Consider the following 23694-nt stretch of genomic DNA (forward strand, 5'->3'; position numbering starts at 1 on the left):
CGTTGTTCAAGTCGGCTGCGATCGCTTCAACCGTTTCCATACCGGTGAAAGACCGTATTCGACGACAGGAATCGCAGCTGCGCCGACAAGGAGTCCAATGACGCCTGAGATGGCTGCCACGACCAACCATTCGACGATGCCGGCAATGGAGGGAAGGAGGTGCGCGGCAGCCTCGGTAACGGCATGGACAGTGTGGCCGACCACGGGTGGACCGTATTGCTCGATGCCGTGCAGGATGATGCCGCCGCCGACCCAGATCATCGCCGCCGTGCCGATGGTACTCAGCACCGCCAGGAAGGTAGGCATGCCGCGGACGAGCGCACGTCCAAGCAAGCGGATTGCGCCGCCAATGACCGATGCGCCGTCATACCGCGCAAGGGCCACGCCGACATCGTCCGCCTTCACGATCAGGGCAACCACGCCGTAGACTCCAACTGTGATGAAAATGGCGACGAGCGCCAGCACGAGCGCCTGCGTCCAGATGTTGCCCGCCGGGATGGCCGCCAGCGTGATCGCCATGATCTCCGCCGACAGGATGAAATCCGTCTTGATGGCGCTCGCGACCTTCTCGTCCTCGACCGACCGCGCATTCAACGCAATCGGCTGGAGCTGAGCTTCGTGGTGGCGCGCATGATGCGGCATCACGGCTCCGAGCACCTTCTCGGCACCCTCGTAGCAGAGAAAGGCTCCGCCCAGCATGAGCAGCGGCGTCACCGCGGCGGGAAGGAAATAACCCAGCAACAGAGCAGTGGGCAACAGTATCAGCAATTTATTACGCAGCGACCCAACAGCAATCTTACCCACGATCGGCAGTTCGCGTTTCGAGGCAAAGCCGATCACGTAGTTCGGCGTGACGGCGGCATCATCGATGACCACGCCAGCCGCCTTTGCTCCCGCCTTGGCCGCTTGGCTCGCTACATCGTCGAGCGAGGCTGCTGCCACCTTTGCAATCGCCGCGATATCGTCGAGAAGACCAATCAGTCCGACACTCATCAACCCTGTTCCTTCGGCCTTCGAGCCGGCGAGGTGTGCGACAACACGCTTTTGCACTGCCCGGCATTGGAACGAGCAAGCCGTCAATTCTCTTCGCCGCCCGATCCTTCGCGCAGGTCCGGCTTGATCACGTCCTCCGGCAGCGCATGTGCGACCGGCTGCGGAGCACCCGCGATCTCCGGGCCGACCTCGCGGCCGCGGGCGCGGATCAGGCGCTCATAAGCCGAGACCAGCGTGACGTAAGGACTGACCCAGATCCAGCCGTCGCGGGTGAACACCTGCACGTCGAAATGCAGGTGCATCGAGGTGCCGGCGGGATGGTCGAGATAGTTCGAGACCACGCCGATCTTTTCGCCCTCCGAGACGATGCGGCCATTGAGCAGGCCGTCGGCGTTCATCGCCTGGGGGTTCATATGCATGTAGCGGAAGCGGATGTGCTCGGTCCGGCTGTTGACCTGAAGCGTGGCGGCCTGGTCCTTGGAGGCGCGAATGACCCTCGCATCGCGCACCGCGACGACGCCACGCTGCTTGTGATCGCAGGCTTCGCGGCCTTCGCCGGGCGGCGGGCATTCGGCCGCGCGGATGTCCTCGCCCTGGTGGCCAAACCCCCCGCCGCATTGCCAGACCTCGAAACTGCGAGATTCGCAGAAATTGTCGCGCCAGGGATAGCCGGTCGTGCTCTCCATCTTGTCGCGCTTGGCATAGGATTGCGAGCGTACGAACGCGGGCGCCTTCTCGAGAGGAAAGCGGATCTGCGCATAGGCCATCACGTCGGGATGTCCGCCCTGCTTGCGATAGCCGGTGTTCGGGATGATGTCGCCGCTTGGCCGATAGGTGAAGTCCGGGGAACGCTGCGTGGGACGATCGAGAATGTTGGAAGCAATGTCCGTCAGCGGCCGCATGCGCTGGCCGCCGGCAACGTGCAGCGCCTTCAGGAAACGCTCGGCGACCGGATAGGCTTCCTTGCAGGCAAGCCGACGCGGCTTGGCGACGCTGTCGAGGCATTGGATCGACACCACATAGGCGACGCCGAAACGGGTGAAAGCGTAGCGCACATAGCCTTCCCTTATGAACTTGCGCAGGTCCGGATAAAGCGCTGCGAGCGGTTTGACCTGCTCGCCCTTGCCGCCTGAGGGATCGGCGACGTCGTAGACGAGCGCCGAACCCGTGATCTGCACCTCGACCGGCCTTGCGAACACCCGGCTCGGCATGCCGTCGCCTGGCGCCGGGCTCGAACGAGAAGGTTGCGCTGTAGCCGGCGGGGCCGGCATCGAACATGTCGACAGAATTGAAGTCAGCCTGGTAGCGCGATAGCGCGAGAGTCGCTGGCGCGCCATTGCGCAGCGCCTCGAAATAGGCGGCGGCGTCGAACGGCAGCAGCACGGGCACGGAGCTGCGGGCGATGCCGGTGAAGAATTGTGAGGAGATCGCGTTGAGCTGCACCAGCGCCGGCATCGCGCGCGGATCGTAGCGCGGCACCGAACGACGAGGCGCGAAGATGAAATCGTCCGCGGCCCGGGGACGGGCGTTGATTTCGGTGCGGAGCTGGTCGAGCGCCGCCCGCCAATCGACGCGCAGGGCCGTGAGCGAGGGGCTGCGGAATTCATCCGCAGCGAGCGGAGAGGCAATGAGGAGCGAAAGCGACGCCAGAAGTTGCGAGACGAAGCGGAAACCCTTCCCAACCACTGTCTCGCCTCCCGGCGGCACCTGTTGCGCTCGCTCTGTTCCCCGTCAGTCCTTGGCGCGCTCGGAGTAGGAGCCGTCTTCAGTCATCACCACGATGCGGGTGCCGACCGCGATGTGCGGCGGAACGGTGGTGCGCACGCCGTTGGACAAAATCGCGGGCTTGTAGGACGAAGAGGCGGTCTGGCCCTTGGTCACGGGCTCGGTCTCGACCACTTCCAGCGTAACGCGCTGCGGCAACGCGATCGACACCACGTTGACGTCATGCGTCGACAATTTGACCGTCATGCTCTCCTGAAGATAGGCCGCGGCGTCGCCGATCACGTCCTTGGACACCTGGACCTGGTCATAGGTCTCCGGGTTCATGAAGTGGAAGCCCTCACCATCTTCATAGAGGAAGGTGAAGTTGCGCTCTTCGATCGTGGCCTTCTCGACCTGATCGGTGGTCTTGTAGCGCTCCGAGATCTTTACCCCGTCCGAGATTCGGCGCATTTCGATCTGGCTGACCGGGGTGCCCTTGCCGGGATGGATGTTCTCCGCGGTCACAACGACATATAGCTTGCCGTCTTGCTCGATCACGTTGCCCTTGCGAATAGAACTGGCGATGACTCTCAAAGCTAAATTTCCTGCTTGCTTGGCCCGGCTCCGGCCAGGACGTGATCAAATCTCGGGGGGACTCGGGGTCTCAAATCGGACCTCGGCGACCGTTTCGGGCCGCAACATACTGATTTTGCCGGTGGATGCCAGCATTTTGCTCAAAGAGGGGGCGGCCGGTTAATGGCTGGGGACAAGCCGATCTCACCGTTCTGGTCGCCCGGGCGGCATCTCGACCGCCGGCCGTTCCTTCAGGCCAGGGGGGCTATCACGGGGGCTCTCCGGGGCTTTTTGGTCGAGCAGGGCTTTGTCGAGGTCGAAACCTCCGTCCTGCAGGTCTCCCCGGGCAACGAGACCCATTTGCACGCCCCCCGGACGGAGATCATGCGGCCCGACGGCAGCCATGCCAGCCGATACTTGCGGACCTCGCCGGAATTCGCCTGCAAGAAGCTGCTGGCGGCCGGGGAGACCCGGATTTTCGAATTCGCCCGGGTGTTCCGCGACCGCGAACGGGGCGACCTGCATCTGCCCGAATTCACTATGCTGGAATGGTATCGGGCAGACGCCCCCTATGACGCCATCATGGCCGACTGCGTCGTTCTCATCGCCCGCGCGGCGCAGGCGACCGGTATCGGCACCTTCGCCTTCCGCGGCCGCACCGCGGACCCGTTCGCCGAGCCGGAGCTCATGACGGTTGCCGGCGCCTTCGAGCAGTTTGCGGGCATCGATCTGCTTGCGACCATTTCCGGCGACCAAGGCGACCGCGCCGCGCTCGCTCAGGCGGCTGCCGGCAAGGTCCGTGTGGCCGGGGACGACACCTGGTCAGACATCTTCAGCAAGGTCCTGGTCGAGCATGTCGAGCCGCATCTGGGGCAGGGGCATTTGACCATTCTGTTCGAATACCCATCTCCAGAGGCGGCGCTGGCGCGTGTTAAGGCCAGTGATCCCCGCGTTGCAGAGCGGTTCGAGGTCTATGCCTGCGGCGTCGAGCTCGCCAACGGCTTCGGCGAATTGACCGACGCAGACGAGCAGCGCAAGCGCTTTACGGACTCCATGGCTGAGAAGCAGCGCCGCTACGGCGAGGCCTATCCGCTGGACGAGGACTTTCTGGCCGCGGTCGCCGCAATGCCGGAGGCGAGCGGCGTCGCGCTCGGCTTCGACCGGCTGGTGATGCTGGCGAGCGGCGCGTCGCGAATTGATCAGGTGGTCTGGACGCCGCCTGCAAATGAAACGTTAAGTGAGACATGACGAAGACCAATCTTGCACGCACATTGCGCGAGCCGGCCGAACTTGTGGCCGAGCAGCTTGTATCCGCCGAAGCGCTGCCCGCCCTCGAACGTGTCGCCGCGCGCTACGCAGTTGCGATTACGCCGGCGCTGGTCGAACTGATCGACAAATCCAGTCCCGACGATCCGATCGCGCGGCAATTCGTTCCGACTGCCGCGGAGCTGGAGATGCAGCCGGGCGAGAACGCCGATCCGATCGGCGATCATCCGCACTCGCCGGTCCCCGGGATCGTGCATCGCTATCCCGACCGCGTTCTGTTCAAGCTTGTTCACGTCTGCGCGGTCTATTGCCGCTTCTGCTTCCGCCGCGAGATGGTCGGGCCCGGCAAGGAGAACGCGCTCTCGGACGGCGCTTATCGCGCGGCGATCGACTACATCCGTTCGCACAGCGAGGTCTGGGAGGTGATCCTGACCGGCGGCGATCCCTTGATGCTGTCGTCGCGGCGAATGAGCGAGATCATGGCCGATCTTGCCGGCATCGATCACGTCAAGATCATCCGCCTTCACACCCGCGTGCCGGTGGCCGATCCCGCGCGCATCAGCGACGAGATGGCCGCGGCGCTGAAGGTTCAGGGCGCGACCACCTGGGTGGCGCTGCATGCCAACCATGCGCGCGAACTGACGGGGCCGGCGCGCGCGGCCTGCGCGCGGCTGGTCGATGCCGGAATTCCCATGGTGAGCCAGTCCGTGCTCTTGCGAGGCGTCAACGACGATTTGACCGCTCTGTCGGATTTGATGCGAGCTTTCGTCGAATGCCGGATCAAGCCCTATTATCTGCATCACGGCGATCTCGCGCCCGGCACCGCGCATCTGCGAACGACGCTCGCCGAGGGGCAGGACCTCATGCGGCAGCTGCGCGGACGGGTGTCAGGGCTGTGTCAGCCTGACTATGTCATCGACATTCCCGGCGGCGCCGGCAAGTCGCCGGTGGGGCCGAACTACGTGTTGCCGATGCAAAATACCGCACCTGATGCGGGTGATGCGGCGTCGGAAACGCGCTATCGTATCGTGGATTATTGCGGCGACATTCATCTCTATCCGCCCGAGAACTGAGCGGTGGCAGAGGAGACGCCGGCTTGAGGAATGGAGGAGAGACATGAAGAAGATCATGGTGGCAGTATCGCTCGTGGTCTTGCTCGGCGGCGCGGCGATTGCGCAGACCGGCGGCACCAAGGGATCCACGTCCGGCGGGGCGGCCTCCGGATCGCTGCCACAGGCGCCGGTGGGCCATCGTCAGCCGCGCGCCAGCGACGTACCGAACGAGAAGAACCTGAGCGACCCGAACGATCCCCTCAGCAAGGAAAATCAGGCCCTCGACAAAAAGATCAAGAGCATCTGCCGCGGCTGCTAGGCGCCGGAGCAGCGGGCAGGGTGCGACAGCCTCACCCCGCCCGCGTTTGCTCTGGCCCTAGGCTGTACGCTCGTGCAGTCCGGCGCTTTTGGTGTTGCGGCGGATCTCGACCGCGTCAGCGAGCTGCTCGAGCACGGTTGCCGTGGTCGCCCAGTCGATGCATCCGTCCGTGATGCTCTGGCCATAGGTGAGCGGCTTGCCCGGTACCACGTCCTGGCGCCCGGCGACGAGATTGCTCTCGATCATCACCCCCATGATGCGGTTCTCGCCGCCGGAAATCTGCCCGGCGATGTCGGTCGTCACAAGCGGCTGGTTTTCCGGCTTCTTGCTCGAATTGGCGTGGCTCGCATCGACCATCACGAGCGGCGCGACGCTCGCTTTCGCCAGTTCGTTGCACGCCTCCGCGACGCTTGCCGCATCGTAGTTCGGCTTGCTGCCGCCGCGCAGGATGATGTGACAATCCTCGTTGCCCGCGGTCGAGGCGATCGCCGAGCGGCCGAGCTTGGTCACCGCCATGAAATGATGCGGATGCGAGGCCGACTTCACCGCGTCCGCCGCGATTCGCACGTTGCCGTCGGTGCCGTTCTTGAAGCCGACCGGGCAGGACAGCCCCGAGGCCAGCTCGCGATGGATCTGGCTCTCGGTCGTGCGGGCGCCGATCGCGGCCCAGGACACGAGATCGGCGATGTATTGAGGCGTCGTCATGTCGAGGAATTCGGTGCCTGCGGGCAGGCCGAGATTATTGACCGCGGAGAGCACGTTGCGCGCCAGCCGCAGACCCCTGTTGATGTCGAAGCTGCCGTCCAAATCAGGATCGTTGATCAGGCCCTTCCAGCCGACAGTGGTGCGCGGCTTCTCGAAATAGACCCGCATCACGATCTCGAGCTGGTCGGCGAGTTCTTCGCGCAAGCTCGCGAGGTGCTCGGCGTATTCGAGCGCGGCCCTGGGATCATGCACCGAGCAGGGGCCGACCACGACAAGAAGCCGATCGTCCTGGCCATTGAGGATCGCATGGATGGCGTTGCGCGCGGCCATCACCACGCGCGTCGCGGTGAGCGTGCGCGGGACTTCCCGCATCACCTCTTCCGGCGTGCTCAGCTCTTTCAGTTCGCGGATACGAAGATCGTCGGTCGTGCTCAGCACGGCGGGCTCCTGTCATTTTGAGAACCTGCCGGCCAATAAAAAAGCCGCCAGGTCTGGCGGCTGTTCGGACTAGATGCTGCAATTTGTCAGATTGAGCGTGATCCTCCCACCGCCAGCGAGCTGTCGTAGCTAAAGTACCAATAAAAGCTGGTGGCGACGGTGATCATGGTCAGTCATATAGCGCGCGATCGGCGGGTTGTCACCCCCAAGCGAGGTGAGGGCCACGGGACGCCTCAACTGTTGCTTTTGCGTGCCGCCAAAGCCATGCCGATCAGGGTGGCGCCACCGAACAGCAGGTTGATGCCGACGAGGATGCCGATCGCCCATTCCGCCGAGCTCGGCAGTCCCGTGATCACCATGAACGAGATCGCGATGTCGACGAGGCCCGAGATTAGGAGCCACGACCAGCGGCCGCCCGACTCGCGCCGGTGCTGCAGCGCGTACATGATGGTGGCGACGCCCTCGGCTAGGAAATAGGCGCCGAGCACGATGGTCAGCGTCAGCACCGCCTGCATCGGCCGCGCCAGCAGCAACATGCCGGCGAGCACGGCGAGCGCGGCCGAGATCAGCGACCACCAGAAGCCCGGCGTGCTGCGTGCCCAATAGGTTGCGATCAATCCGCCGATTCCGCTGACCAGGAACATCCAGCCAAGGAAGATCGTAATCGCAAGGCTTGCGAGCGGCGGCAGGATCAGTGCGGCAACGCCGAGAACGACAAGCAGGATGCCTTCGAACAGGAAGGCTTTCCAATGTGCCTTGACCGTTCGGCTCATGGCGGATTGCAGCCGGGAAAAATCCTCAGGTGATGTCATCGGCAGGCTCCAGATCGACAGGCGCGCGCTCAATCTAGTATGCGCACACCGCGCTTGCCATCCCGCGGTTCAGCCTCCGCCATGCGCTGACGAAAAACCTTCCCCGCTGGTGCGGATGCGGTCGCGGCCGAGAACATAGATCGCGGTCGTGACGATCAGAAGTGCGAGGCCGAGCAGGATCGAGACCAAGCCGATCGGGATCAGGGCCAGCGTCAGATTGCGCTCGGGGTTGACGAGCCAGTGATGAATCGAGGTCAGCACGAAGGCGAGCCCGAGAAAGCCGACGCCGCCGCCGGCGAGCAGCAGCGCCCACATCCGGCGCAGTTGGCTCAGCCGCTCGCGCGCGACGTCGGTCCGGGGCGCGTGATGGCGCGCGACGCGCCGCACTAGGCGGATGGCGAAGGCGATCGAGCTGAAGCCGATCAGCAGGCTCGCGCCGCCCAGCCACATCCGCAGCGTCGGATCGAGATCCGGCATGCGCTGCAGGGTCAGCAGCGGGAAGTCGAAGGCCGAATGCAGGGCGAGCGGGCCTGCGAAGATCAGCAGGCGGCTGGAGAGGCGGGCCCAGTCGCGATGATGGCGGTTCGCACCCAGCGCCGTGCCGGCGCGCGCGATGGTCAGATAAGCGCCGGCGATGATGCCGAGCGCGCCGTGGAACGGCACGGTCAGCACGCTGCGCAAGGCGGCCAGCGAGCGCCACATCTCGGCGTGCTGGACGAGATAGGCGAGGTTCTCGTAGGCGGCAAAGCCGAGGCCAACCGCGGCACCATAGACCACGGTGTCCATCGGATTGGCGAAGGTCCGCCGCTTGGTCGAGGCGACCAGCACGATGGCGATCACCTTGACCGCTTCCTCCGGCAGCGCGACGCCGAAGATCGAATGCATGGCCAGCGCCGCCCAGGGATTGTCGGGGGCCGCGACCATCTTGGCGAAGGGGGCGCGGGCGAGGCCCAGCAGCGAAATGCTGGCTGCGCCGAGCAGGAACGCGGTCCAGACCTGGGCCGGCGGTCCCGGCCGTTCCTCGGCGGCAATGACAAGCCACAGCATCAGCAGCGCCGGGGCGATGGCGGCCGTTCCGATGACCGTGGGTAACGCTTCAATCAGGTACATCGGCGCCGAAAATAGGTCCCCTTGATCTGCTTATCTACATTCACCAATGCGACCATGTGTCATGCGCCTGCTGTCGGCTCGCTTAACAGGCGTGACAGCCTGCGTTCATCCGCGTCGCTGGTGAGGTCAAGAATGCGGAGCGCAATCAATTGCATGGCAGGACATGTTCGTTATCCATGGCAACGGTCGCGCGCCAGATATCGGGGCGCGATTGATGAGCCAGATCAACGAAATGCGCAGGTTTCTTCGATTCACGATGCACGTGTCCCTGCGGGAAGTCCAGAGCAACGCGGGGCCGGCCGGCCGGCTTGGTCACGCTTCGTCGTGCGTGCGCGGGGGTGGCGACGCGATCCGGCGTGCCCGGACCTGCTCAAGCTCCCAGAAGGCGCGCACGAGGCACATGCCCAGGCAGAACACGATGAGCAGCAGCAGGAAGGCCTGATCAACGGCGGGGATCTGTACCATGGCATTGATAAAGCAACGGCCATGCCATGCGTTCCCGTTCCGTCGGTGGCCGCCATTGCGGCCTTCAGTGGGTGGTGAACGGCGGCGGCGCGTTGGGCGCGATGTCGAAGGCGCCGAGGTGGAATTCCTCGCCGATGGATGCGTTCGGCTCGGAATGTTCCGCCATCAGCGTGAACGCAGCCTGCGGGTATTGCTTCCAGATATCGAGATCGCCGGCGGTGATGGTGAGCCAGCCGAACGTGTACATGTAGCGTCCGGGCTCGGTGACCCGGCCGACCCTGTCCCAAGTGATCTTGTCGAGTCTGGTTTTGTCGAGTCCGATCTTGTCGACTGCCATTCGGTCCCCCGATCGCAGGTCTGCAAATGATGTCCGGCACAAGGGCGGACCCTCAAAAGCTGATCCCGGAATGGGGCCGCGATAGGGCAGCGAGGCGGAGGATCAGGCCGATTGCAGCATGGGCGTACGGACAATCAGCCGGACGAGGTCGTCCCGCGACTGCCTTTCGGCGAATTTGACCGCAAAGCCGTGCTCGAATTTGCGGATCACGCGCCCGACGCAGGCGCCGACCGCAAGCGGCGTTCCCATCGGCGGGTCGTACTCGCTGGATATCGCAACGCCGGCCGTGGAAACGTCGATGATGAAGCAGGCATGGGTGCTGCCGTCGGCAAGCGCCAGGAAAGTATGGGCGACCTGCGGAACGAAGCGCGAGTCATTCCGCAGCTCCAGGACGCTGGCGTCCTTCTGCTTCTTCTCGAGCCAGGTCAGCTTTTCCGACATCCAGGCGCGCCGGGCCCGCGTCATGTCGAGCTCCATCAGGAAACCCGATTTCAGCGTCGCGCTGATGGTGCACTGGAATTCACCAAAGTCCTGGAAGTAGGAGGTCACGCGCTCGCCGATCTTGCCGACCACGGGAACGTCGACCATCATGCGGAACGGCGAGACGCGGCTGGTGCGGCAGGCGAAGGTACGGAGCTTGCCCTCGCAATCGTACCAGCGCGGCAGCGAGTAGCTGCCGCTCACGGTGACTTGCACTGCACGCTGCCTGAGGAAGTCTGCGACGGACATGGGCGCCAATCGTGTTTCGGAATATTTCGGTAGATCGACGGTAGCGATCAAATTCTAAGCAAATGATACCGGCGCTCGCGAGCAGGGGTAAATTTCTGGTAAATGCGCCGACCGGAGCGCGCGGCAAAGCGCCGCGATTATCAGGCCCGCGATCTCACAATAGCGTCATCCGAGCAGTACCAGCATAGCCAGCGCGCAAAGGGCGAGGGCGAACTTGGTCGTCGTGCAGGTCAGGCTGTCGGGTCGGATCTTTAGTCCCCTCGCTCTTCTGCTCGCCATCGTCGAAACGTTCGCAACGCGCGCGACGCGGCGTGCACTGCCATGGGATCAGGTGCAGCCGCCAAAAGCTCTATGCAAGAAGGAAATCGTGCGACGTGAGTGCGACTTGGCTATGCACAATGACGTCGTTGCCAGGACTGAACGTGATCGTGCTTTCGTGAGTTGTTGGATCGAAAGCAGAGATGCTGAGCTGACTGAGATTTGTGATGCCCAAGGCGCTCACATCAATGTGGTCGGTCCCCGAATTTGATCCTGCCACACCTTGTGCGCCCTGACCAAAATCCTCGATCCTGTCGTGACCGCTGTTGAAATTGAAACGGAACGTGTCGTCGCCGCCTCGCGCGTTGCCAAGAATGGACTGCGCATCACCCCACATGTCATCGTTTCCAGTACCACTGACTAGCTTGTCATTTCCGCCGTAGGCATAGTCGGACATGGTCTGTGCATCGCCGATCAGGGTATTGTCGAATGTGCCGGCCGGTTGCGGGATCGCATCATCACCTGCGATTAACGTGTCATTGCCGCCATGCGCGTTGCCGGACATCGCCAGCGCGTCGCCGTACGCCAAATTTATGCCGCGCGTGCCCGCTGGCGCACCACCCATGAAAGTGTCGCTGCCGCCCTGGGCGTCATCAGACATGGTTCCACTGGCGTCCCCGAAGAAGGTGTTTCGACCTCCGCCGGCCGTGAAGGCATCGTTTCCGCCCGCGGCATGACCAAACATATTGCCCCCGGCGTCACCATAGAAGGTGCTCACGAAATCGGCGGCAAAGCCGCTCGTCGTGAAAGCGTCATCGCCGCCCCGGGTATGATCCGACATGTCGCCACCGGCGTCGCCGTAGAAAAAACTAAAGGGGTTCAAGCCGCTCACTGTGAAGGTGTCATCGCCGCCCACGGCCCGGCCGGTCATGCTGCCTCCGGCGTCGCCGTAGAAATGGTTGTTGTTCTCAAAACCGGTCGTCGTGAACGTATCGTTGCCGCCCGCGCAACGGCCTGACATGTTGCCGCCCGCGTCGCCGTAGAAGATCAGGTCGGAATTCGCCACGTTGGCGCTGAATGTGTCATCACCGCCATGGGCACGGTCCGACATGCTGCCGCCCGCGTCGCCGTAGAAAGTGGTCTGCGGTTTAATGGCGGGGGAGCCTCTGAATGCTTCGAAACTGTCGTTGCCACCTTCGGCGTGGCCGGACATGTTGCCTCCGGCATCGCCGTAGAAAGTGATATGCGGTGCAACTGCGCCAAGGGCAGGAGCGGCCTCACCAGTGTCATCGCCGCCGCGCGCGTTGCCTGACATGTTTCCGCCAGCGTCCCCATAGAAGGTGCTGTCAGTGAAGGCGAGATCCGTGAAGCGATCGTTGCCGCCAACGGTATGATCGAGCATATCCCGACCCGCGTCGCCAACGAAGTTGTTGATGGAGTTCACACCACCGGTAAAGGTGTCGTTGCCGCCGGTGGCGTGATCGCGAATTTCCTGACCCGCATCGCCGACAAGAAAGTTGGTTGCGTTCGCGAGGCCAATCAAAACGTCATCGGTACCCACCTGATGGTCAATGAGACTACCAGGAATAATTGGAATGCGCTTGGCCATGAACACCTCCCGTTAAACGTCCCAATTTTCAAATGCAATCCTGCATGCCGGCGGAAACGAGAGGTTTCGCGCAATGAGCCGAGCAAATCGGATGGCTTCGCTGAAGCGAATGTGCCGGATGAGCCGTCGCTGCCAGCCTGTGCTGCGCCAGACTCCGGGGCGCAGCATGAGAAAGCTCTCAGGCGCATCTTCCGTGTCGGTACGAACGGTCAACCTCCGCTTGGCCGGACTAAGCTCTTTGTCGGATCGATCTTGTTTCGGAGCATATGCAGGCACCTTGGCGATCTTGCCGTGTGAATAAAGAGCGCGATGACCGTGATCTTGCCCAGTCCCCAGAAATTGTATACTTCTAGATTTAAAAGTATATGGCGAATTTAATCAAAATATAATACGACCTTTAATTGAGGTCGCGTGATGGCCCTTGAATGAGGCGGGCCCAAATCCGTCGTGCGTTGACGCTTGGTCCGAATTCGCAGCGGCTGATGTCCGATAAGGCCGTGGCCCGCTGGCAACCGCGGGCTGCCAGTTAGCCTGAGCACCGCAAACTCCGAGATAGTACGGGCCGTCAGACACCGGATGATGGAGGGGAAAGCCCTTCACCGTCGACGGCTTCAGCGGGTGGATGCGCGATGCGATCAAGGCCGCCGGAATAACCGACCTGAGTTGCCGCCCGCACGGCCTACGCAAGACACTTGGCCGGATGCTCGCCGACGCCGGGTGCAGCGCGCACGACATCATGGCGGCGTTGGGTCACACGACGCTGGCCGAAGCCGAGCGCTACACGCATGAGGCCGATCGGAGGCGTGGCGGCAAGCGCGCCGTCGCGAGTCTCAACGAACATCGGAAGAACAAATCTCCCCAAACCACGCTTGGGAGTTTGGGAAAAACCGCGAAAAGTGAAGGGAAAAAGAAAATAATGCCGTGATGACCCGGCTGGCGCTCCCTAGCGCCGTCGTATATCAATGAGAAGGCTGTACTTTCAATGACTTACGTTGGCAGCATATGACAGGCGCTGGACGCAACGTAAGACGAAATGAACTGTCGGGCTGCCTCCTCAGACAGGGGGTCTCCAACCGGGGGCCCCGCCGCCGTGATCTGCCGTTGCGCCTGAGCAAGCCCCACCGCCTTCGCGTTGCACACAGAGTTTTCTAAGAGTCTCAAAGCTCGGTGGCGAACATCAATTCTATCCCGAGTTCCGTCATCGCAAGCACATCACCTCCTCCGATCATTCGGAGAGTTTTTAACTCGACGAGATGATCTACGGAAACGATGCCTGCCGCCGTACGGCAACCCACTCTAGCGTACAGTTCGAACTTCGAAACGTGATCCTCCAGCGATTTCGTGTGCAGGAACTTCAGAACGCGGGCATCCAAGGGCTCGAGGCTCTGCAGCAGCTTGATGAATTCCGGCCGAACCCGTTCCGACCGACTGGGGTCCACCGCATTCGCCAGCAGGCGAGACCAGAGGGAGCGAAGCTCGTCTCGGCTCTCTGCCTCCGCCGCGCTAAGGAGCGGAATTGCGATTTGCTCCGGCGTGGCTGATCGGTCCTTGACGTCGCGATCACGCAGGATGTTGTCGGTCTCCCTCGCGATCGCATCCAAATTTCGTTTACGGGCGTGTGATAATCGGTCACCCATCAGGAAGTTGTACGCGTCCGCGACGGTCGGGCTGATCGCCCGGGCGCCGTCCCGCACAAGGTCGACCATCTTCCCGGTCGTCTTTGCGGTCTCCTCAATCGCCTTTTCGTACGGCATCGGATCGTCGGACATCGGCAGCCTCCCATTGGGGCAAAGCTTAGAGACATTCGCGCGCGCCACAAAGCCCACTAAGGTCCACTCACCGTTTTCGCTTCCTGGACGCCGGAATTTAAGGCCAGCCATTGGGTTCAGCGCTGACAATCTCAGGCCGAGCAGCGAGCCACCATATCCGCAGTCGTTCTGCCTCACAGGCAGACGTGCGTGGCCATTCTGGACCAGACTGAACCTTTACGCTGACCGTCCAGACCAATGGATATCCGGGATTTTGCTCATCCCTCTCGGGGCTGGAACGCCGCCGCCTGCGCTTTATTTTAAGCGGGCGGCGTTTTCTTGTGGCGTTCCTCAATCTCGCGGTGTTTCGCCCTGCCAGCAGGCAAGAAAACGGCTCCAGTGGAGGCTGCAGGCTGGAGCCGCCATTGCCGTTATGGTCTGCGGGCACATCGCGTGCCGACAGCCACGCTATGAACTGCGCAGCTCGATCGGCCCGGACCGCAACGCTGTGCGATCCGAACCGATCGGCGTTGTGCGCGCGGATCTAGCTGCAGCTCAGCGGCAACGGCTGGCCGGGATGCAGCTCGTACCAATCGTAGCAATCCGGATAGGCGCCGTAGAATCCATATCCAGAGCGGTAGCGGTCATAGTGGTGAAACGCGTGCTGGCGAAGGCCGCCGGTTGCGGCATGGCCGTCGAAGCCGAGATGCTCGCCGCCGAACCGAGCACCGCCACCGAATCCGCCCTCATGCCCCATGCCGCCGAAGTGCGCGCCGCCGCCAAAGCCGGCGTGTGCACCGCCGCCGAAGCCGCCGTGGCCGCCGCCGCCACCGCCGCCGCCGTGCGCGTCGGCCGCGCTGACGGCTAGCGTCGAAGCGAGTGCTGCTGTTGCCAGAATCATGATGGCTCGTTTCATGGAAAGCTCCTCTCGTGTTGAGCTGCCCGGCCATCCCTGAGCCCGCTTCCGCGTCATGCCGTGCGCGCGAGGCTGCTGATGACTGGGCGTGTGATGCAAGAGAGGTAGGAGCGATGCACGGGAATCCCACTGAATTCGGCGTCATACATCAGGCACGCTCCGCGCGAAGGTGATCGGGCCGCGCGTGGTGGCGGCGTACGAAGGGAGCGGGCTGAATGGACCAACCCGCTCCCTGTCATTCGATATACGGCGGCCGGCGGCGTCATCCGCACGGACGCGTCGGCGCGATCAGAGGCTGCCCGTGCCGGGCTCGCAAGGCACGTTGTTGCCGGTCCACGGCGCAGTGGCGAAGGCGCCGACGCGCGGCGCCGGAACGCAGGCGCGTTCGCCCTGATAGACAGGCGCGCTGGTTGCGACCGTATCGGCCTCCACCGCGGGCTGCCGCACCATGCCGTGATGCTCGCGCGCCATGACGGGTCCGCCGAGCACGGCGGCCGCAATCAGTCCCATCGACAAAAGTTTGGACGTGGTCATTCGCTCTCTCCATTGATGACATCAGGCCGAACCAAGCCGGCTCGCCATCGAGGTACGAATGATCGGGCACGATTCAAACGCACGAATTGCTCACTCGCGTTCAACGGCGTGTGAGCCGATGCGGCGTCGCAACCACGATCGTGCGAATGTACAACATCCGTGGCCCCTGAAACTACAGCGCGTGCGTTAAGGGCATATGTTCGATCCAGCGCAGTTCGCAGCGGAGCCCGCAAGAGGATCACGACATTGGCAACACGGATCGTCCTTGCATTTGCGCTGCTCGTGAGGCGAGCCGTCCGCAACATGAACTGGAATTCAATGGCAGCGCCCGTGCGGCAAGCCTATCTCGCACCACAGCGAGTGGCCGGTATCAGGCGGCGCCAGGGCCGAGGGTTCGGCGTGCGCGGACGCCGAACATGACGCTGCGCGCCGCTGAACCGATGCTTCCTCACCGCGCGCCAAAACGCCGCGCGGAACGTGGAGCGAAGATCATGAGCCGGATTCTCCTGATCGAGGACGATGCCGAAACCGCCGAGGCGATTGTCGCCGAGCTCGCCGATCGCGGCTTCGAGGTGCAGTGGGCCGGCGACGGTGTCGACGGTCTCGACCGTGCCCGCACGTCGAGCCCGGATGCCATGATCGTCGATCGCATGTTGCCGGGAATCGACGGGCTGACTGTCATCGAGGCGCTGCGCAGGGACCATGTCAGCACGCCCGTCCTGGTTCTGAACGCGCTCGGCGCGGTGGACGACCGGGTGCGCGGACTGCGCATGGGGGGAGACGATTATCTCACAAAGCCGTTCGCGATCATCGAGCTGGTCGCACGGATCGAGGCGCTTCTGCGCCGTCCGACCGACAGCCGCGAGACCATGCTGCATGTCGGGCCGCTCGAGCTCGATTTGATCGAGCGGACCGCGCAACGCGGCGAACGCAAGCTCGACCTGCTGCCGCGTGAATTCCGCCTGCTCGAATACATGATGCGCCGAAACGATCAGTTGCTGACGCGCGCGATGCTGCTCGAGGAGGTCTGGAATTACAAGTTCGTTCCGGCGACCACGAACCTGATCGACGTGCATATGGGCCGGCTTCGCCACAAGGTCGACGGTCCCGGAGAGATGCAGCTCATCCACAACGTTCGAGGCTCCGGCTTCGTCCTGCGCTCGCGGCAATAGGGACGGACGATGCACCAGATACAGTTGATCCGCTCCAGCACGTTCCTCTGGGCTCTGGCTGTGGCCGCCGCGTTTGCGCTGTTCGTGGCCGGCCTGTTCGCGTTCATCTACTGGAAGCTCGACGATTATCTGGTCGCGCGATCCGATCGCATGATCGCCACGCAAATTCACTTCATCGCAGACCTGCCGTCGGCTCGCCGCATCAGCGCCATCGCGGATCATCTCGCGCAGGATTCCAGGGGCGTGCAGTACGCGGGACTGTTCGATGCCGCCGGCGCCAGGCTTGCCGGCAACATCGACCGCGTGCCGCGTGAGCTGGGGCTGGACGGAGCAGTGCAGGGCGTGCGGTTGGATCTGCTCGAAAAGCCGGCGGTCCATGTTCCGGTCGTCAGGGCCGTCGGTAGGCGTCTCGATGACGGCGATGTCCTCGTGATGGGACGGAACGTGGACGAGACGCGCGAGATATCGAGCGTCGTGGGGGAGGCCCTGGCTCTGGGCCTGCTGCCGGCCTTCAGCCTCTGCCTGCTGGCCGGAGTCTGGCTGAGCGTCCGCGCCCAGAGGCGCGTCGAGGAGGTCAACCAGCGGGTCCAACGGATCGTGGCCGGCGAGCTGCGCGAGCGGCTTCCGGAGGGCGGCACGGACGATTCCTTCGCGCGGTTGGCCAGGATCGTGAACGGCATGCTCGACGAGATGGAGACTATGATCAATGCGCTTGCCGGCGTCGGCAACGACATCGCTCACGATCTCAGAACTCCGCTGACGCGCGTCCGTCTTGCGCTGGAGCGTGGGCGAACGCATGCGGCAACGCTGGAAGAGCTCCAGGAGATTGTCGATAAGGCTATCGCCGGCATCGACCAGTCGCTCGCGATTGTCACCGCCCTGCTGCGCCTGACCGAGATCGAGAACAGCCGTCGCACGGCCGGCTTTGGCGACGTCGCGCTCGACGAGATCCTGAGGGAGGTGTGCGACGTCTATGAGCCGATCGCCGAGGACAAGCGCATCGCGCTCGGTGTCGTCACCGAGCCCAATGTGCAGGTGTGGGGCGACCGGGACCTGCTGTTCGAGGCGGTCGCCAATCTCGTGGACAATGCCGTCAAGTTCACGCCATCAGGCGGACGGGTGGAACTCGCTCTGGAGGCGGAGGACGACACGGCGCTCGTGCGCATACGCGACACCGGCCCCGGCATCAGCGAGCAGGAGCGTGAGGCAGTGCTGCGGCGGTTCTATCGCTCCGAGAAGATGCGCAACACGCCGGGCGTCGGGCTCGGACTGAGCCTGGTCGCCGCCATCGTCAAGCTGCATGGCTTTCGGCTGATCATCGGTCCGGCGCCCGGAGGACGGATCGAGATCCTTGCTTGGACCGGACGGACGGGCAAGGCCGCCACACGCCGGTCGCGGACATTGCTGCACGCAGACGCGGACGAGATGGGATGAGCCAAATGACGCGCGATGCTTTCGAGATCGACCAACCGGCCTGGAGTGTGGGAGTGACAGATGCAGACTAGCCACGAAGTTACGAGCAACAATCCCCCCGCCGCGTCGCTTGCACCGGTGCCGGTGCCATTCCTCACCGCGTATTCCGCGGCGATCAGGCGCTACGAGCTTCTCGAGCCGGGACAGGAGCAGCAGCTTGCACATCGCTGGCAGCAGACGCGGGACAAGAGCGCGGCGGATGCGCTCGTCACCAGCCATCTCAGGCTCGCGGCCAAGCTGGCGCGCGGCTACAAGGGATACAGCCTTCCGCTGGTCGATCTGATCGCAGAGGCGAATCTGGGCCTCGTGATTGCGGCGTCACGCTTCGAGCCCGGCCGCGGCGCGCGATTCTCGACCTATGCGGTCTGGTGGATCAAGGCCGCCATTCACGAGTACATCCTGCGGTCCTGGTCCCTCGTCAAGATCGGGACGACCGCCGCGCAGAAGAAGCTATTCTTCAAACTCCGCAGCGAGATCAGGAAAGCCACTGGCAGCGTGATTGACCGGGCTCACACCCGACGTCGCCGAATTGATTGCCGCGAAGCTTGCGGTGACCGCGCGTGACGTGATTGAGATGGACGCGCGGCTGCATGGCGACTTGTCGCTGAATGCGCGCGTCGGCGACGACGACAGTGGAACCGAGCTGGAAGCCTTACTGGTCGACGGGGCGGTCGACGCTGAGACGGTGCTGGCCGATCACGAGCAGACGGAGCATCGTGCCAAAGCCTTGCATATTGCGTTGGGCGGGCTTGCGGCGCGGGAACGTCACGTCTTCGAGGCGCGGCGGCTGCGGGAATGCCCTGTTACGCTCGATCAGCTGGCCCACGAATTGTCCATATCCAGCGAACGGGTTCGGCAGATCGAGATGCGCGCCTTCGCCAAGGTCAAGCGGGCGGTGACGCTCGCTGCGCAGGATGCGCCACGCGGCACCGCATGGAGAGTTTGAATTCGTTTTCATTTGAACGCGGGGCCGACCGTTCTCATCTGTTCGACGATCCGGCGTAACTCGCTCCAGGCAGACCACCATGGGAATTGTTCGCTTCGCGCTCCGGCTTCCGCACACATTCTATGTGCTTGCGGCGCTGATCCTGTTTCTCGGCGGCATCGCGATCCGGTCGATGCCGACAGATATCTTCCCGGAGATTCGGATCCCCGTCGTTACGGTCATCTGGAGCTACACCGGCCTCTCGACGCCGGAGATGGAGCAGCGCGTCAGTACCTACAGCCAGTATTCGATCAGCGCCAACGTCAGCGGTATCAAGAACATCGAGGCGCAGACCCTCAACGGGCTGTCGATTCAGAAGATCTACTTTCAGCCGGACGTCAATCTCGATCTTGCTATCGCGCAGATCGTCTCGGGGACCAATGCCATCCGCGCCCTGATGCCGCCGGGCATCCAGCCGCCGATCATCGTGCAGTTCAATGCCTCGAGCGTGCCAGTGCTCCAGCTCAGCCTCGAGTCGAACAGTCTCAATGAGCAGCAACTCTACGACTTCGGCATCTACCGGGTCCGTCAGCAGCTGGCTCCCGTTCCAGGCGTGACCTTGCCCACACCTGCCGGCGGCAAATACCGCCAGATCATGGTCGACATCGATCCAAACAAGTTGCTGTCGCGCGGATTGACGCCGCTCGACATCGTCAATGCGGTGAACACCCAGAATCTGACGTTGCCGACCGGTACGACGAAGATCGGGGACACCCAGTACACTGTTCGCACCAACGCGACGCCGGGCACGATCCAGGATCTCAACATGATCCCGGTCAAGTTCGCGAACGGGGCCACGATCTTCCTGAAGGATGTCGCCCAGGTCCGCGACGGCGCTCAGGTCCAGCAGAACATCGTGCGCGAGGACGGCCACCGCGCGGTCCTGCTCAGCGTTATCAAGAACGGAAATGCCTCTACGCTCGCCGTCGTCAACGGCGTGAAGGCGGCCTTGACGTCGATCCGCGCGTCGGCTCCGGCGGGGCTGAAGATCAACGAGCTGTTCGATCAGTCGATATTCGTCACCCATTCGGTCAATGGCGTGCTGCGCGAAGGTGCTATCGCTGCTGGCCTGACAGCGCTGATGATCCTGGTGTTTCTGGGATCGTGGCGATCGACGCTGGTTGTCCTGATCTCGATCCCGCTGGCGATGCTGTCCTCGCTGATCGTCCTCTATTTCCTCGGCGAGACCCTCAACACGATGACACTCGGCGGGCTTGCCTTGGCGGTCGGTATCCTCGTCGACGATTCGACGGTGACGATTGAGAACACGCACCGGCTCTGGACCGAGGAAGGCATGCCGTTGTCGGAAGCGACCCTGCATGGCGCCGCCGAGATCGCGGTGCCGACGCTGGTGTCGACGCTCGCGATCAGCTGCGTGTTCACCTCGGTCGTATTTCTGGAGGGGCCGGCCAAATATTTGTTCACGCCGCTTGGCCTCGCCGTGGTGTTCGCGATGCTGGCGTCCTACGGGCTATCGCGGACGCTCACGCCGATCACTATCGGCCTGCTGCTGAAAGGGGGAGCGACGCCATGGTGAGGGCGAGCGCCCGTCGGGGATCTTCGCGCGCGCCTCCGCAGCATTCGAGCGCGGCTTCGAGCGCCTGCGCGATGGGTACTCGGATCTCCTGCTGAAAGTGCTGCGGCGTCGCGCCGTCGTACCCGTCGTCGCCGTGCTGGTGCTGGCGCTCGGAGCCACCATGTTCGCCTATGTCGGCAGGGATTTCTATCCCCTGATCGACGGCGGCCAGATCCAGCTTCATGTCCGCGCGCCCGCGGGCACGCGCATCGAGCGCACCGAGGCGATCTTCCAGGCGGTCGAGGACAAGATCCGTGAAGTCATTCCGGAGCATGACCGGGCGCTGATCGTCGACAATATCGGTCTCCCGGCGCGGGCCTACAATCTCGCATTCACCGACGGCTCCACGATCGGGGTGAACGACGGCACAATTCTGGTGTCGCTGAAGGACGGGCACAAGCCGACTGCGGATTACGTCAGGAAGCTGCGGCAGGTGCTGCCATCGGCATTCCCGGAGGACACCTTCTATTTCCAGGCGGCCGACATCGTCACGCAGATCCTGAACTTCGGTCTCCCGGCGCAGATCGATGTCCGCACGGTCGGGTACGGCGCTAACAACCTGGCCGTGGCCAAGGAGCTGCAGAAGAGACTGGCGGAGATCCCCGGAATAGTCGACGCGCATCTGCAGCAGGAGGTCGATGCTCCGGCGTTCTATGCTGACATTGACCGCACCCGCGCGGCGCAGCTGGGTCTCAATGCGAGCACGGTGGCGACCAACATCAATGTCAGCCTCAGCTCGTCCGCGCAGGTCTCGCCGAATTTCTGGACCGATCCGACATCAGGCATCCCGTATTACCTGGCTGTGCAGACGCCCGAATACAGGGCCAACTCGCTAAACGCACTGAGCAACACGCCGGTGTCGGCCTTGCTTGCCGCAAGCGGGCAGACGGTGCCCGGCCTGCTCAGCAATGTCGCCACCTTCAAGCGGGGCACCGTTCCCACCAATTCGAACCAGGTGAATGTCCAGTCGGTGTTCGACGTCTATGCGAGCGTCCAAGGCCGGGATCTCGGCAGCGTCGCGGCCGATATCGAGAAGGTGACGTCAAACCTCCAGAAGCAGTTGCAGCCGGGCAATTCGATTCAGGTTCTGGGACAGATCCAGAGCATGCATCAGTCGTTCCGCGATCTTGGAATCGGACTGCTGTTCGCCGCCATCCTGGTCTACCTGTTGATGGTCGTGAACTACCAGAATTTTGGCGATCCTTTCGTCGTCATCCTGGCGCTGCCGGCGACATTCTGCGGCATTGTAACGATGCTGTTCATCACTGGTACCACGCTGAACGTGCCCTCGCTGATGGGAGCCATCATGGCGATCGGCGTCGCCTCGGCAAACTCCATCCTGCTCGTGACCTTCGCGCGTGACGAGCAGTTGAAGGGACACACGGCCTTACAGGCGGCGCTCAGCGCGGGCCGAACGAGGATCCGGCCCGTCCTGATGAACCGCGGCCGCGATGATCGTGGGCATGATCCCGATGGCGATTGGCGGGCCGGGCGAGGAGCAGAATGCCGCGCTCGCGCGGGCAGTCATCGGCGGCCTGCTGTTCGCAACCCCGACCACCTTGCTGATCGTGCCTTATCTCTTCGCCGTGCTGCGCAAGGGTAATGACGGCAAGCCTCGCCACGGCGTATTCGAGGAGCAACCGGAATGAGTGATGTTCGCGCAAGGACCGATGACGAGGGGGCTCGAGACCGCCCGGGGGCAGAGAGCCTCCGGGTCGTGGAGCTGCCGGGCAAGAGCGCACGATCCGGACGCCGTTACGGTGGCGCGCTGCTCGGGGGAGGTGTGCTCCTGCTGCTTGCGGGCGGTCTCGGCATCGGCGGCTGGCGGCACTACGAGGCCGCGCGTGACGTTGCCGCGGTGGCAGAGCAGGTTCGGACCAACGTTCCGGAAGTTCGGGTGGCGACAGTCAAGCCAAGCGGCAACATCATGAAGGTGAGCTTGCCGGCGACGACGACTGCGTTCGAAGCGGCCAACATTTTCGCGCGGACCAGCGGCTATATCGAGAAGCGCTATGTCGATATCGGCGATCGGGTCAAGAAGAGCGATCTCCTCGCGGAAATCACCGCGCCCGAGCTGGACCAGCAGATCGCGCAGGCGCAGGCGACGCTCGCCCAGGACCAGGCTGCCCTTCAGCAGGCGCAGGCGAGCCGGGAGCTGGCCGACGTCACCAATTCGCGGGACAGCAATCTCGTCAAGCAAGGCTGGTTGACGGCGCAACAGGGCGACAACGACCGACTCACCCTGCGCGCGCAGCAGGGTGCGGTGGGCGTTGCCCAGTCGAACATCACGGCGCAGGAGGCGCAGATTCGCGTCCTCCAACAGGAGAAGGCTTACCAGCGCGTGGTGGCGCCGTTCGACGGCGTGGTCACCCAGCGCAACGTGGACAATGGCAGCTTGGTGCAAGCAGGCTCCACCTTTATGTTCACGATGATGCATTCCGACGTGGTCCGAACTCAGGTTTTCGTACCGCAGGACGAGGCGTTCGGAGTTGGGCCGGGCGTCGATGCGGAAATCCGCGTCCCCGAGATTCCGGGGCGGACGTTTGCAGGCAAGGTTACGCGGATCGCGACCGCGCTGCAGCCGGGTAGCCGGACGCTGCTGACCGAGATCGACGTCCCCAATCCCGATGGCCTGCTCAGTCCCGGGATCTATTGCACCGTCGAATTGTCAATCCCGCGCAGGACGCCATCAGTGACGATTCCCTCCGACGCGCTCGTCTTCGATCAGAACGGCCTCCATGTCGTGGTCGTACGGAACGGCACGGTTCAATTTCAGCAGGTCTCGATCTCCCGGGACTTCGGTACCACGGTGGAAGTACGAGACGGCGTGCAGGCCGGCGATCAGGTCGTGCTCAATCCGGCGGTCAGTCTGGCGGAGGGCAGCAAGGTCACCGTTCGCAAGACCGAGGTGAGTTAGGGA

Annotated in this window: 18 protein-coding genes and 4 pseudogenes; 9 read left to right on the forward strand and 13 right to left on the reverse strand. The window is 63.3% G+C overall.

Annotated features, from left to right (window positions below; genetic code table 11):
- Nucleotides 1-6: 6 nt before the first annotated feature.
- The 3 genes and pseudogenes from ACVWYI_RS19325 to efp form a co-directional block, all read right to left on the reverse strand.
- Nucleotides 7-993, reverse strand: coding sequence for a DUF808 domain-containing protein (locus tag ACVWYI_RS19325; protein WP_354103487.1), 987 nt, complete (start codon nucleotides 991-993; stop codon nucleotides 7-9).
- A gap of 83 nt (nucleotides 994-1076) precedes the next feature.
- Nucleotides 1077-2700 (reverse strand): annotated as a pseudogene (locus ACVWYI_RS19330) (M23 family peptidase).
- Nucleotides 2701-2724: 24 nt separating this feature from the next.
- Nucleotides 2725-3291: an elongation factor P gene (gene efp / locus ACVWYI_RS19335; protein ID WP_247347054.1), complete on the reverse strand. Its 567-nt coding sequence runs from the start codon at nucleotides 3289-3291 to the stop codon at nucleotides 2725-2727.
- Nucleotides 3292-3453: 162 nt separating this feature from the next.
- On the opposite strand from efp, the gene epmA reads away from it, so the two are divergent.
- The 3 genes from epmA to ACVWYI_RS19350 are packed head-to-tail and all read left to right on the forward strand — an operon-like array spanning nucleotide 3454 to nucleotide 5907.
- Nucleotides 3454-4518, forward strand: coding sequence for an EF-P lysine aminoacylase EpmA (epmA, locus tag ACVWYI_RS19340; RefSeq protein ID WP_456662907.1), 1065 nt, complete (start codon nucleotides 3454-3456; stop codon nucleotides 4516-4518).
- Nucleotides 4515-5609 carry a lysine-2,3-aminomutase-like protein gene (locus ACVWYI_RS19345; protein WP_456662908.1) on the forward strand — a complete coding sequence of 365 codons (1095 nt, stop codon included), beginning with the start codon at nucleotides 4515-4517 and terminating at the stop codon, nucleotides 5607-5609. The genes epmA and ACVWYI_RS19345 overlap by 4 nt, the downstream gene beginning before the upstream one ends.
- Before the next feature lie 43 nt (nucleotides 5610-5652).
- Entirely contained in the window at nucleotides 5653-5907 is a 255-nt protein-coding gene (locus ACVWYI_RS19350) for a hypothetical protein (protein WP_456650154.1), read from the forward strand.
- A gap of 57 nt (nucleotides 5908-5964) precedes the next feature.
- Here ACVWYI_RS19350 and ACVWYI_RS19355 read toward each other — a convergent pair whose 3' ends face one another.
- The 7 genes from ACVWYI_RS19355 to ACVWYI_RS19385 form a co-directional block, all read right to left on the reverse strand.
- Nucleotides 5965-7050 carry a 3-deoxy-7-phosphoheptulonate synthase gene (locus tag ACVWYI_RS19355; RefSeq protein ID WP_456662909.1) on the reverse strand — a complete coding sequence of 362 codons (1086 nt, stop codon included), beginning with the start codon at nucleotides 7048-7050 and terminating at the stop codon, nucleotides 5965-5967.
- A gap of 233 nt (nucleotides 7051-7283) precedes the next feature.
- Nucleotides 7284-7862 (reverse strand): HdeD family acid-resistance protein, encoded by a 579-nt coding sequence (locus ACVWYI_RS19360; RefSeq protein WP_456662910.1) that lies wholly within the window; start codon nucleotides 7860-7862, stop codon nucleotides 7284-7286.
- Nucleotides 7863-7931: 69 nt separating this feature from the next.
- On the reverse strand, nucleotides 7932-8972 hold the full coding sequence (locus tag ACVWYI_RS19365) for a PrsW family glutamic-type intramembrane protease (RefSeq protein ID WP_247445571.1): 1041 nt from the start codon (nucleotides 8970-8972) through the stop codon (nucleotides 7932-7934).
- 312 nt (nucleotides 8973-9284) lie between these two features.
- Entirely contained in the window at nucleotides 9285-9437 is a 153-nt protein-coding gene (locus ACVWYI_RS19370; protein WP_247445572.1) for a hypothetical protein, read from the reverse strand.
- A gap of 64 nt (nucleotides 9438-9501) precedes the next feature.
- Complete coding sequence (locus ACVWYI_RS19375) at nucleotides 9502-9774, reverse strand: hypothetical protein (protein ID WP_247445573.1); 273 nt, start codon at nucleotides 9772-9774, stop codon at nucleotides 9502-9504.
- A gap of 102 nt (nucleotides 9775-9876) precedes the next feature.
- Entirely contained in the window at nucleotides 9877-10503 is a 627-nt protein-coding gene (locus tag ACVWYI_RS19380) for a PilZ domain-containing protein (protein ID WP_456662911.1), read from the reverse strand.
- 349 nt (nucleotides 10504-10852) lie between these two features.
- The gene (locus tag ACVWYI_RS19385; RefSeq protein ID WP_456662912.1) at nucleotides 10853-12370 is read right to left on the reverse strand and encodes a calcium-binding protein; all 1518 of its coding nucleotides are present in this window, start codon (nucleotides 12368-12370) and stop codon (nucleotides 10853-10855) included.
- A 595-nt stretch (nucleotides 12371-12965) separates the two neighbouring features.
- On the opposite strand from ACVWYI_RS19385, the pseudogene ACVWYI_RS19390 reads away from it, so the two are divergent.
- Nucleotides 12966-13295, forward strand: a pseudogene (locus ACVWYI_RS19390) (tyrosine-type recombinase/integrase); the annotation flags it as partial.
- Nucleotides 13296-13527: 232 nt separating this feature from the next.
- Here the strand turns inward: ACVWYI_RS19390 and ACVWYI_RS19395 are convergent.
- From ACVWYI_RS19395 to ACVWYI_RS19405, 3 genes are all read right to left on the reverse strand, one after another.
- Entirely contained in the window at nucleotides 13528-14139 is a 612-nt protein-coding gene (locus tag ACVWYI_RS19395; RefSeq protein WP_456662913.1) for an Abi-alpha family protein, read from the reverse strand.
- A gap of 523 nt (nucleotides 14140-14662) precedes the next feature.
- Entirely contained in the window at nucleotides 14663-15034 is a 372-nt protein-coding gene (locus ACVWYI_RS19400; protein ID WP_354048560.1) for a hypothetical protein, read from the reverse strand.
- 288 nt (nucleotides 15035-15322) lie between these two features.
- Complete coding sequence (locus ACVWYI_RS19405) at nucleotides 15323-15568, reverse strand: hypothetical protein (protein ID WP_456662914.1); 246 nt, start codon at nucleotides 15566-15568, stop codon at nucleotides 15323-15325.
- A 491-nt stretch (nucleotides 15569-16059) separates the two neighbouring features.
- Between ACVWYI_RS19405 and ACVWYI_RS19410 the strand changes: the two genes are divergently transcribed.
- From ACVWYI_RS19410 to ACVWYI_RS19430, 5 genes and pseudogenes are all read left to right on the forward strand, one after another.
- The gene (locus tag ACVWYI_RS19410; protein WP_456662915.1) at nucleotides 16060-16740 is read left to right on the forward strand and encodes a response regulator transcription factor; all 681 of its coding nucleotides are present in this window, start codon (nucleotides 16060-16062) and stop codon (nucleotides 16738-16740) included.
- A 9-nt stretch (nucleotides 16741-16749) separates the two neighbouring features.
- Nucleotides 16750-18174: an ATP-binding protein gene (locus ACVWYI_RS19415; RefSeq protein ID WP_456662916.1), complete on the forward strand. Its 1425-nt coding sequence runs from the start codon at nucleotides 16750-16752 to the stop codon at nucleotides 18172-18174.
- A 60-nt stretch (nucleotides 18175-18234) separates the two neighbouring features.
- Nucleotides 18235-19159 (forward strand): annotated as a pseudogene (rpoH, locus tag ACVWYI_RS19420) (RNA polymerase sigma factor RpoH).
- Between the two features lie 79 nt (nucleotides 19160-19238).
- Nucleotides 19239-22423: pseudogene (locus ACVWYI_RS19425) on the forward strand (efflux RND transporter permease subunit).
- Nucleotides 22420-23691, forward strand: a complete 1272-nt coding sequence (locus ACVWYI_RS19430; RefSeq protein ID WP_456662917.1) for an efflux RND transporter periplasmic adaptor subunit — start codon at nucleotides 22420-22422, stop codon at nucleotides 23689-23691. The pseudogene ACVWYI_RS19425 and the gene ACVWYI_RS19430 overlap by 4 nt, the downstream one beginning before the upstream one ends.
- The last annotated feature ends 3 nt before the right edge of the window (nucleotides 23692-23694 follow it).

The organism is Bradyrhizobium sp. LB13.1, assembly GCF_054056815.1.

What these genes read in the sequence shown, in the direction of transcription:
- ACVWYI_RS19325 (WP_354103487.1), bottom strand. Translation starts at nt 993, where the DNA reads ATGAGTGTCGGACTGATTGGTCTTCTCGACGATATCGCGGCGATTGCA.
- epmA (WP_456662907.1), top strand. Translation starts at nt 3,454, where the DNA reads ATGGCTGGGGACAAGCCGATCTCACCGTTCTGGTCGCCCGGGCGGCAT.
- ACVWYI_RS19345 (WP_456662908.1), top strand. Translation starts at nt 4,515, where the DNA reads ATGACGAAGACCAATCTTGCACGCACATTGCGCGAGCCGGCCGAACTT.
- ACVWYI_RS19350 (WP_456650154.1), top strand. Translation starts at nt 5,653, where the DNA reads ATGAAGAAGATCATGGTGGCAGTATCGCTCGTGGTCTTGCTCGGCGGC.
- ACVWYI_RS19360 (WP_456662910.1), bottom strand. Translation starts at nt 7,862, where the DNA reads ATGACATCACCTGAGGATTTTTCCCGGCTGCAATCCGCCATGAGCCGA.
- ACVWYI_RS19365 (WP_247445571.1), bottom strand. Translation starts at nt 8,972, where the DNA reads ATGTACCTGATTGAAGCGTTACCCACGGTCATCGGAACGGCCGCCATC.
- ACVWYI_RS19370 (WP_247445572.1), bottom strand. Translation starts at nt 9,437, where the DNA reads ATGGTACAGATCCCCGCCGTTGATCAGGCCTTCCTGCTGCTGCTCATC.
- ACVWYI_RS19375 (WP_247445573.1), bottom strand. Translation starts at nt 9,774, where the DNA reads ATGGCAGTCGACAAGATCGGACTCGACAAAACCAGACTCGACAAGATC.
- ACVWYI_RS19380 (WP_456662911.1), bottom strand. Translation starts at nt 10,503, where the DNA reads ATGTCCGTCGCAGACTTCCTCAGGCAGCGTGCAGTGCAAGTCACCGTG.
- ACVWYI_RS19385 (WP_456662912.1), bottom strand. Translation starts at nt 12,370, where the DNA reads ATGGCCAAGCGCATTCCAATTATTCCTGGTAGTCTCATTGACCATCAG.
- ACVWYI_RS19395 (WP_456662913.1), bottom strand. Translation starts at nt 14,139, where the DNA reads ATGTCCGACGATCCGATGCCGTACGAAAAGGCGATTGAGGAGACCGCA.
- ACVWYI_RS19400 (WP_354048560.1), bottom strand. Translation starts at nt 15,034, where the DNA reads ATGAAACGAGCCATCATGATTCTGGCAACAGCAGCACTCGCTTCGACG.
- ACVWYI_RS19405 (WP_456662914.1), bottom strand. Translation starts at nt 15,568, where the DNA reads ATGACCACGTCCAAACTTTTGTCGATGGGACTGATTGCGGCCGCCGTG.
- ACVWYI_RS19410 (WP_456662915.1), top strand. Translation starts at nt 16,060, where the DNA reads ATGAGCCGGATTCTCCTGATCGAGGACGATGCCGAAACCGCCGAGGCG.
- ACVWYI_RS19415 (WP_456662916.1), top strand. Translation starts at nt 16,750, where the DNA reads ATGCACCAGATACAGTTGATCCGCTCCAGCACGTTCCTCTGGGCTCTG.
- ACVWYI_RS19430 (WP_456662917.1), top strand. Translation starts at nt 22,420, where the DNA reads ATGAGTGATGTTCGCGCAAGGACCGATGACGAGGGGGCTCGAGACCGC.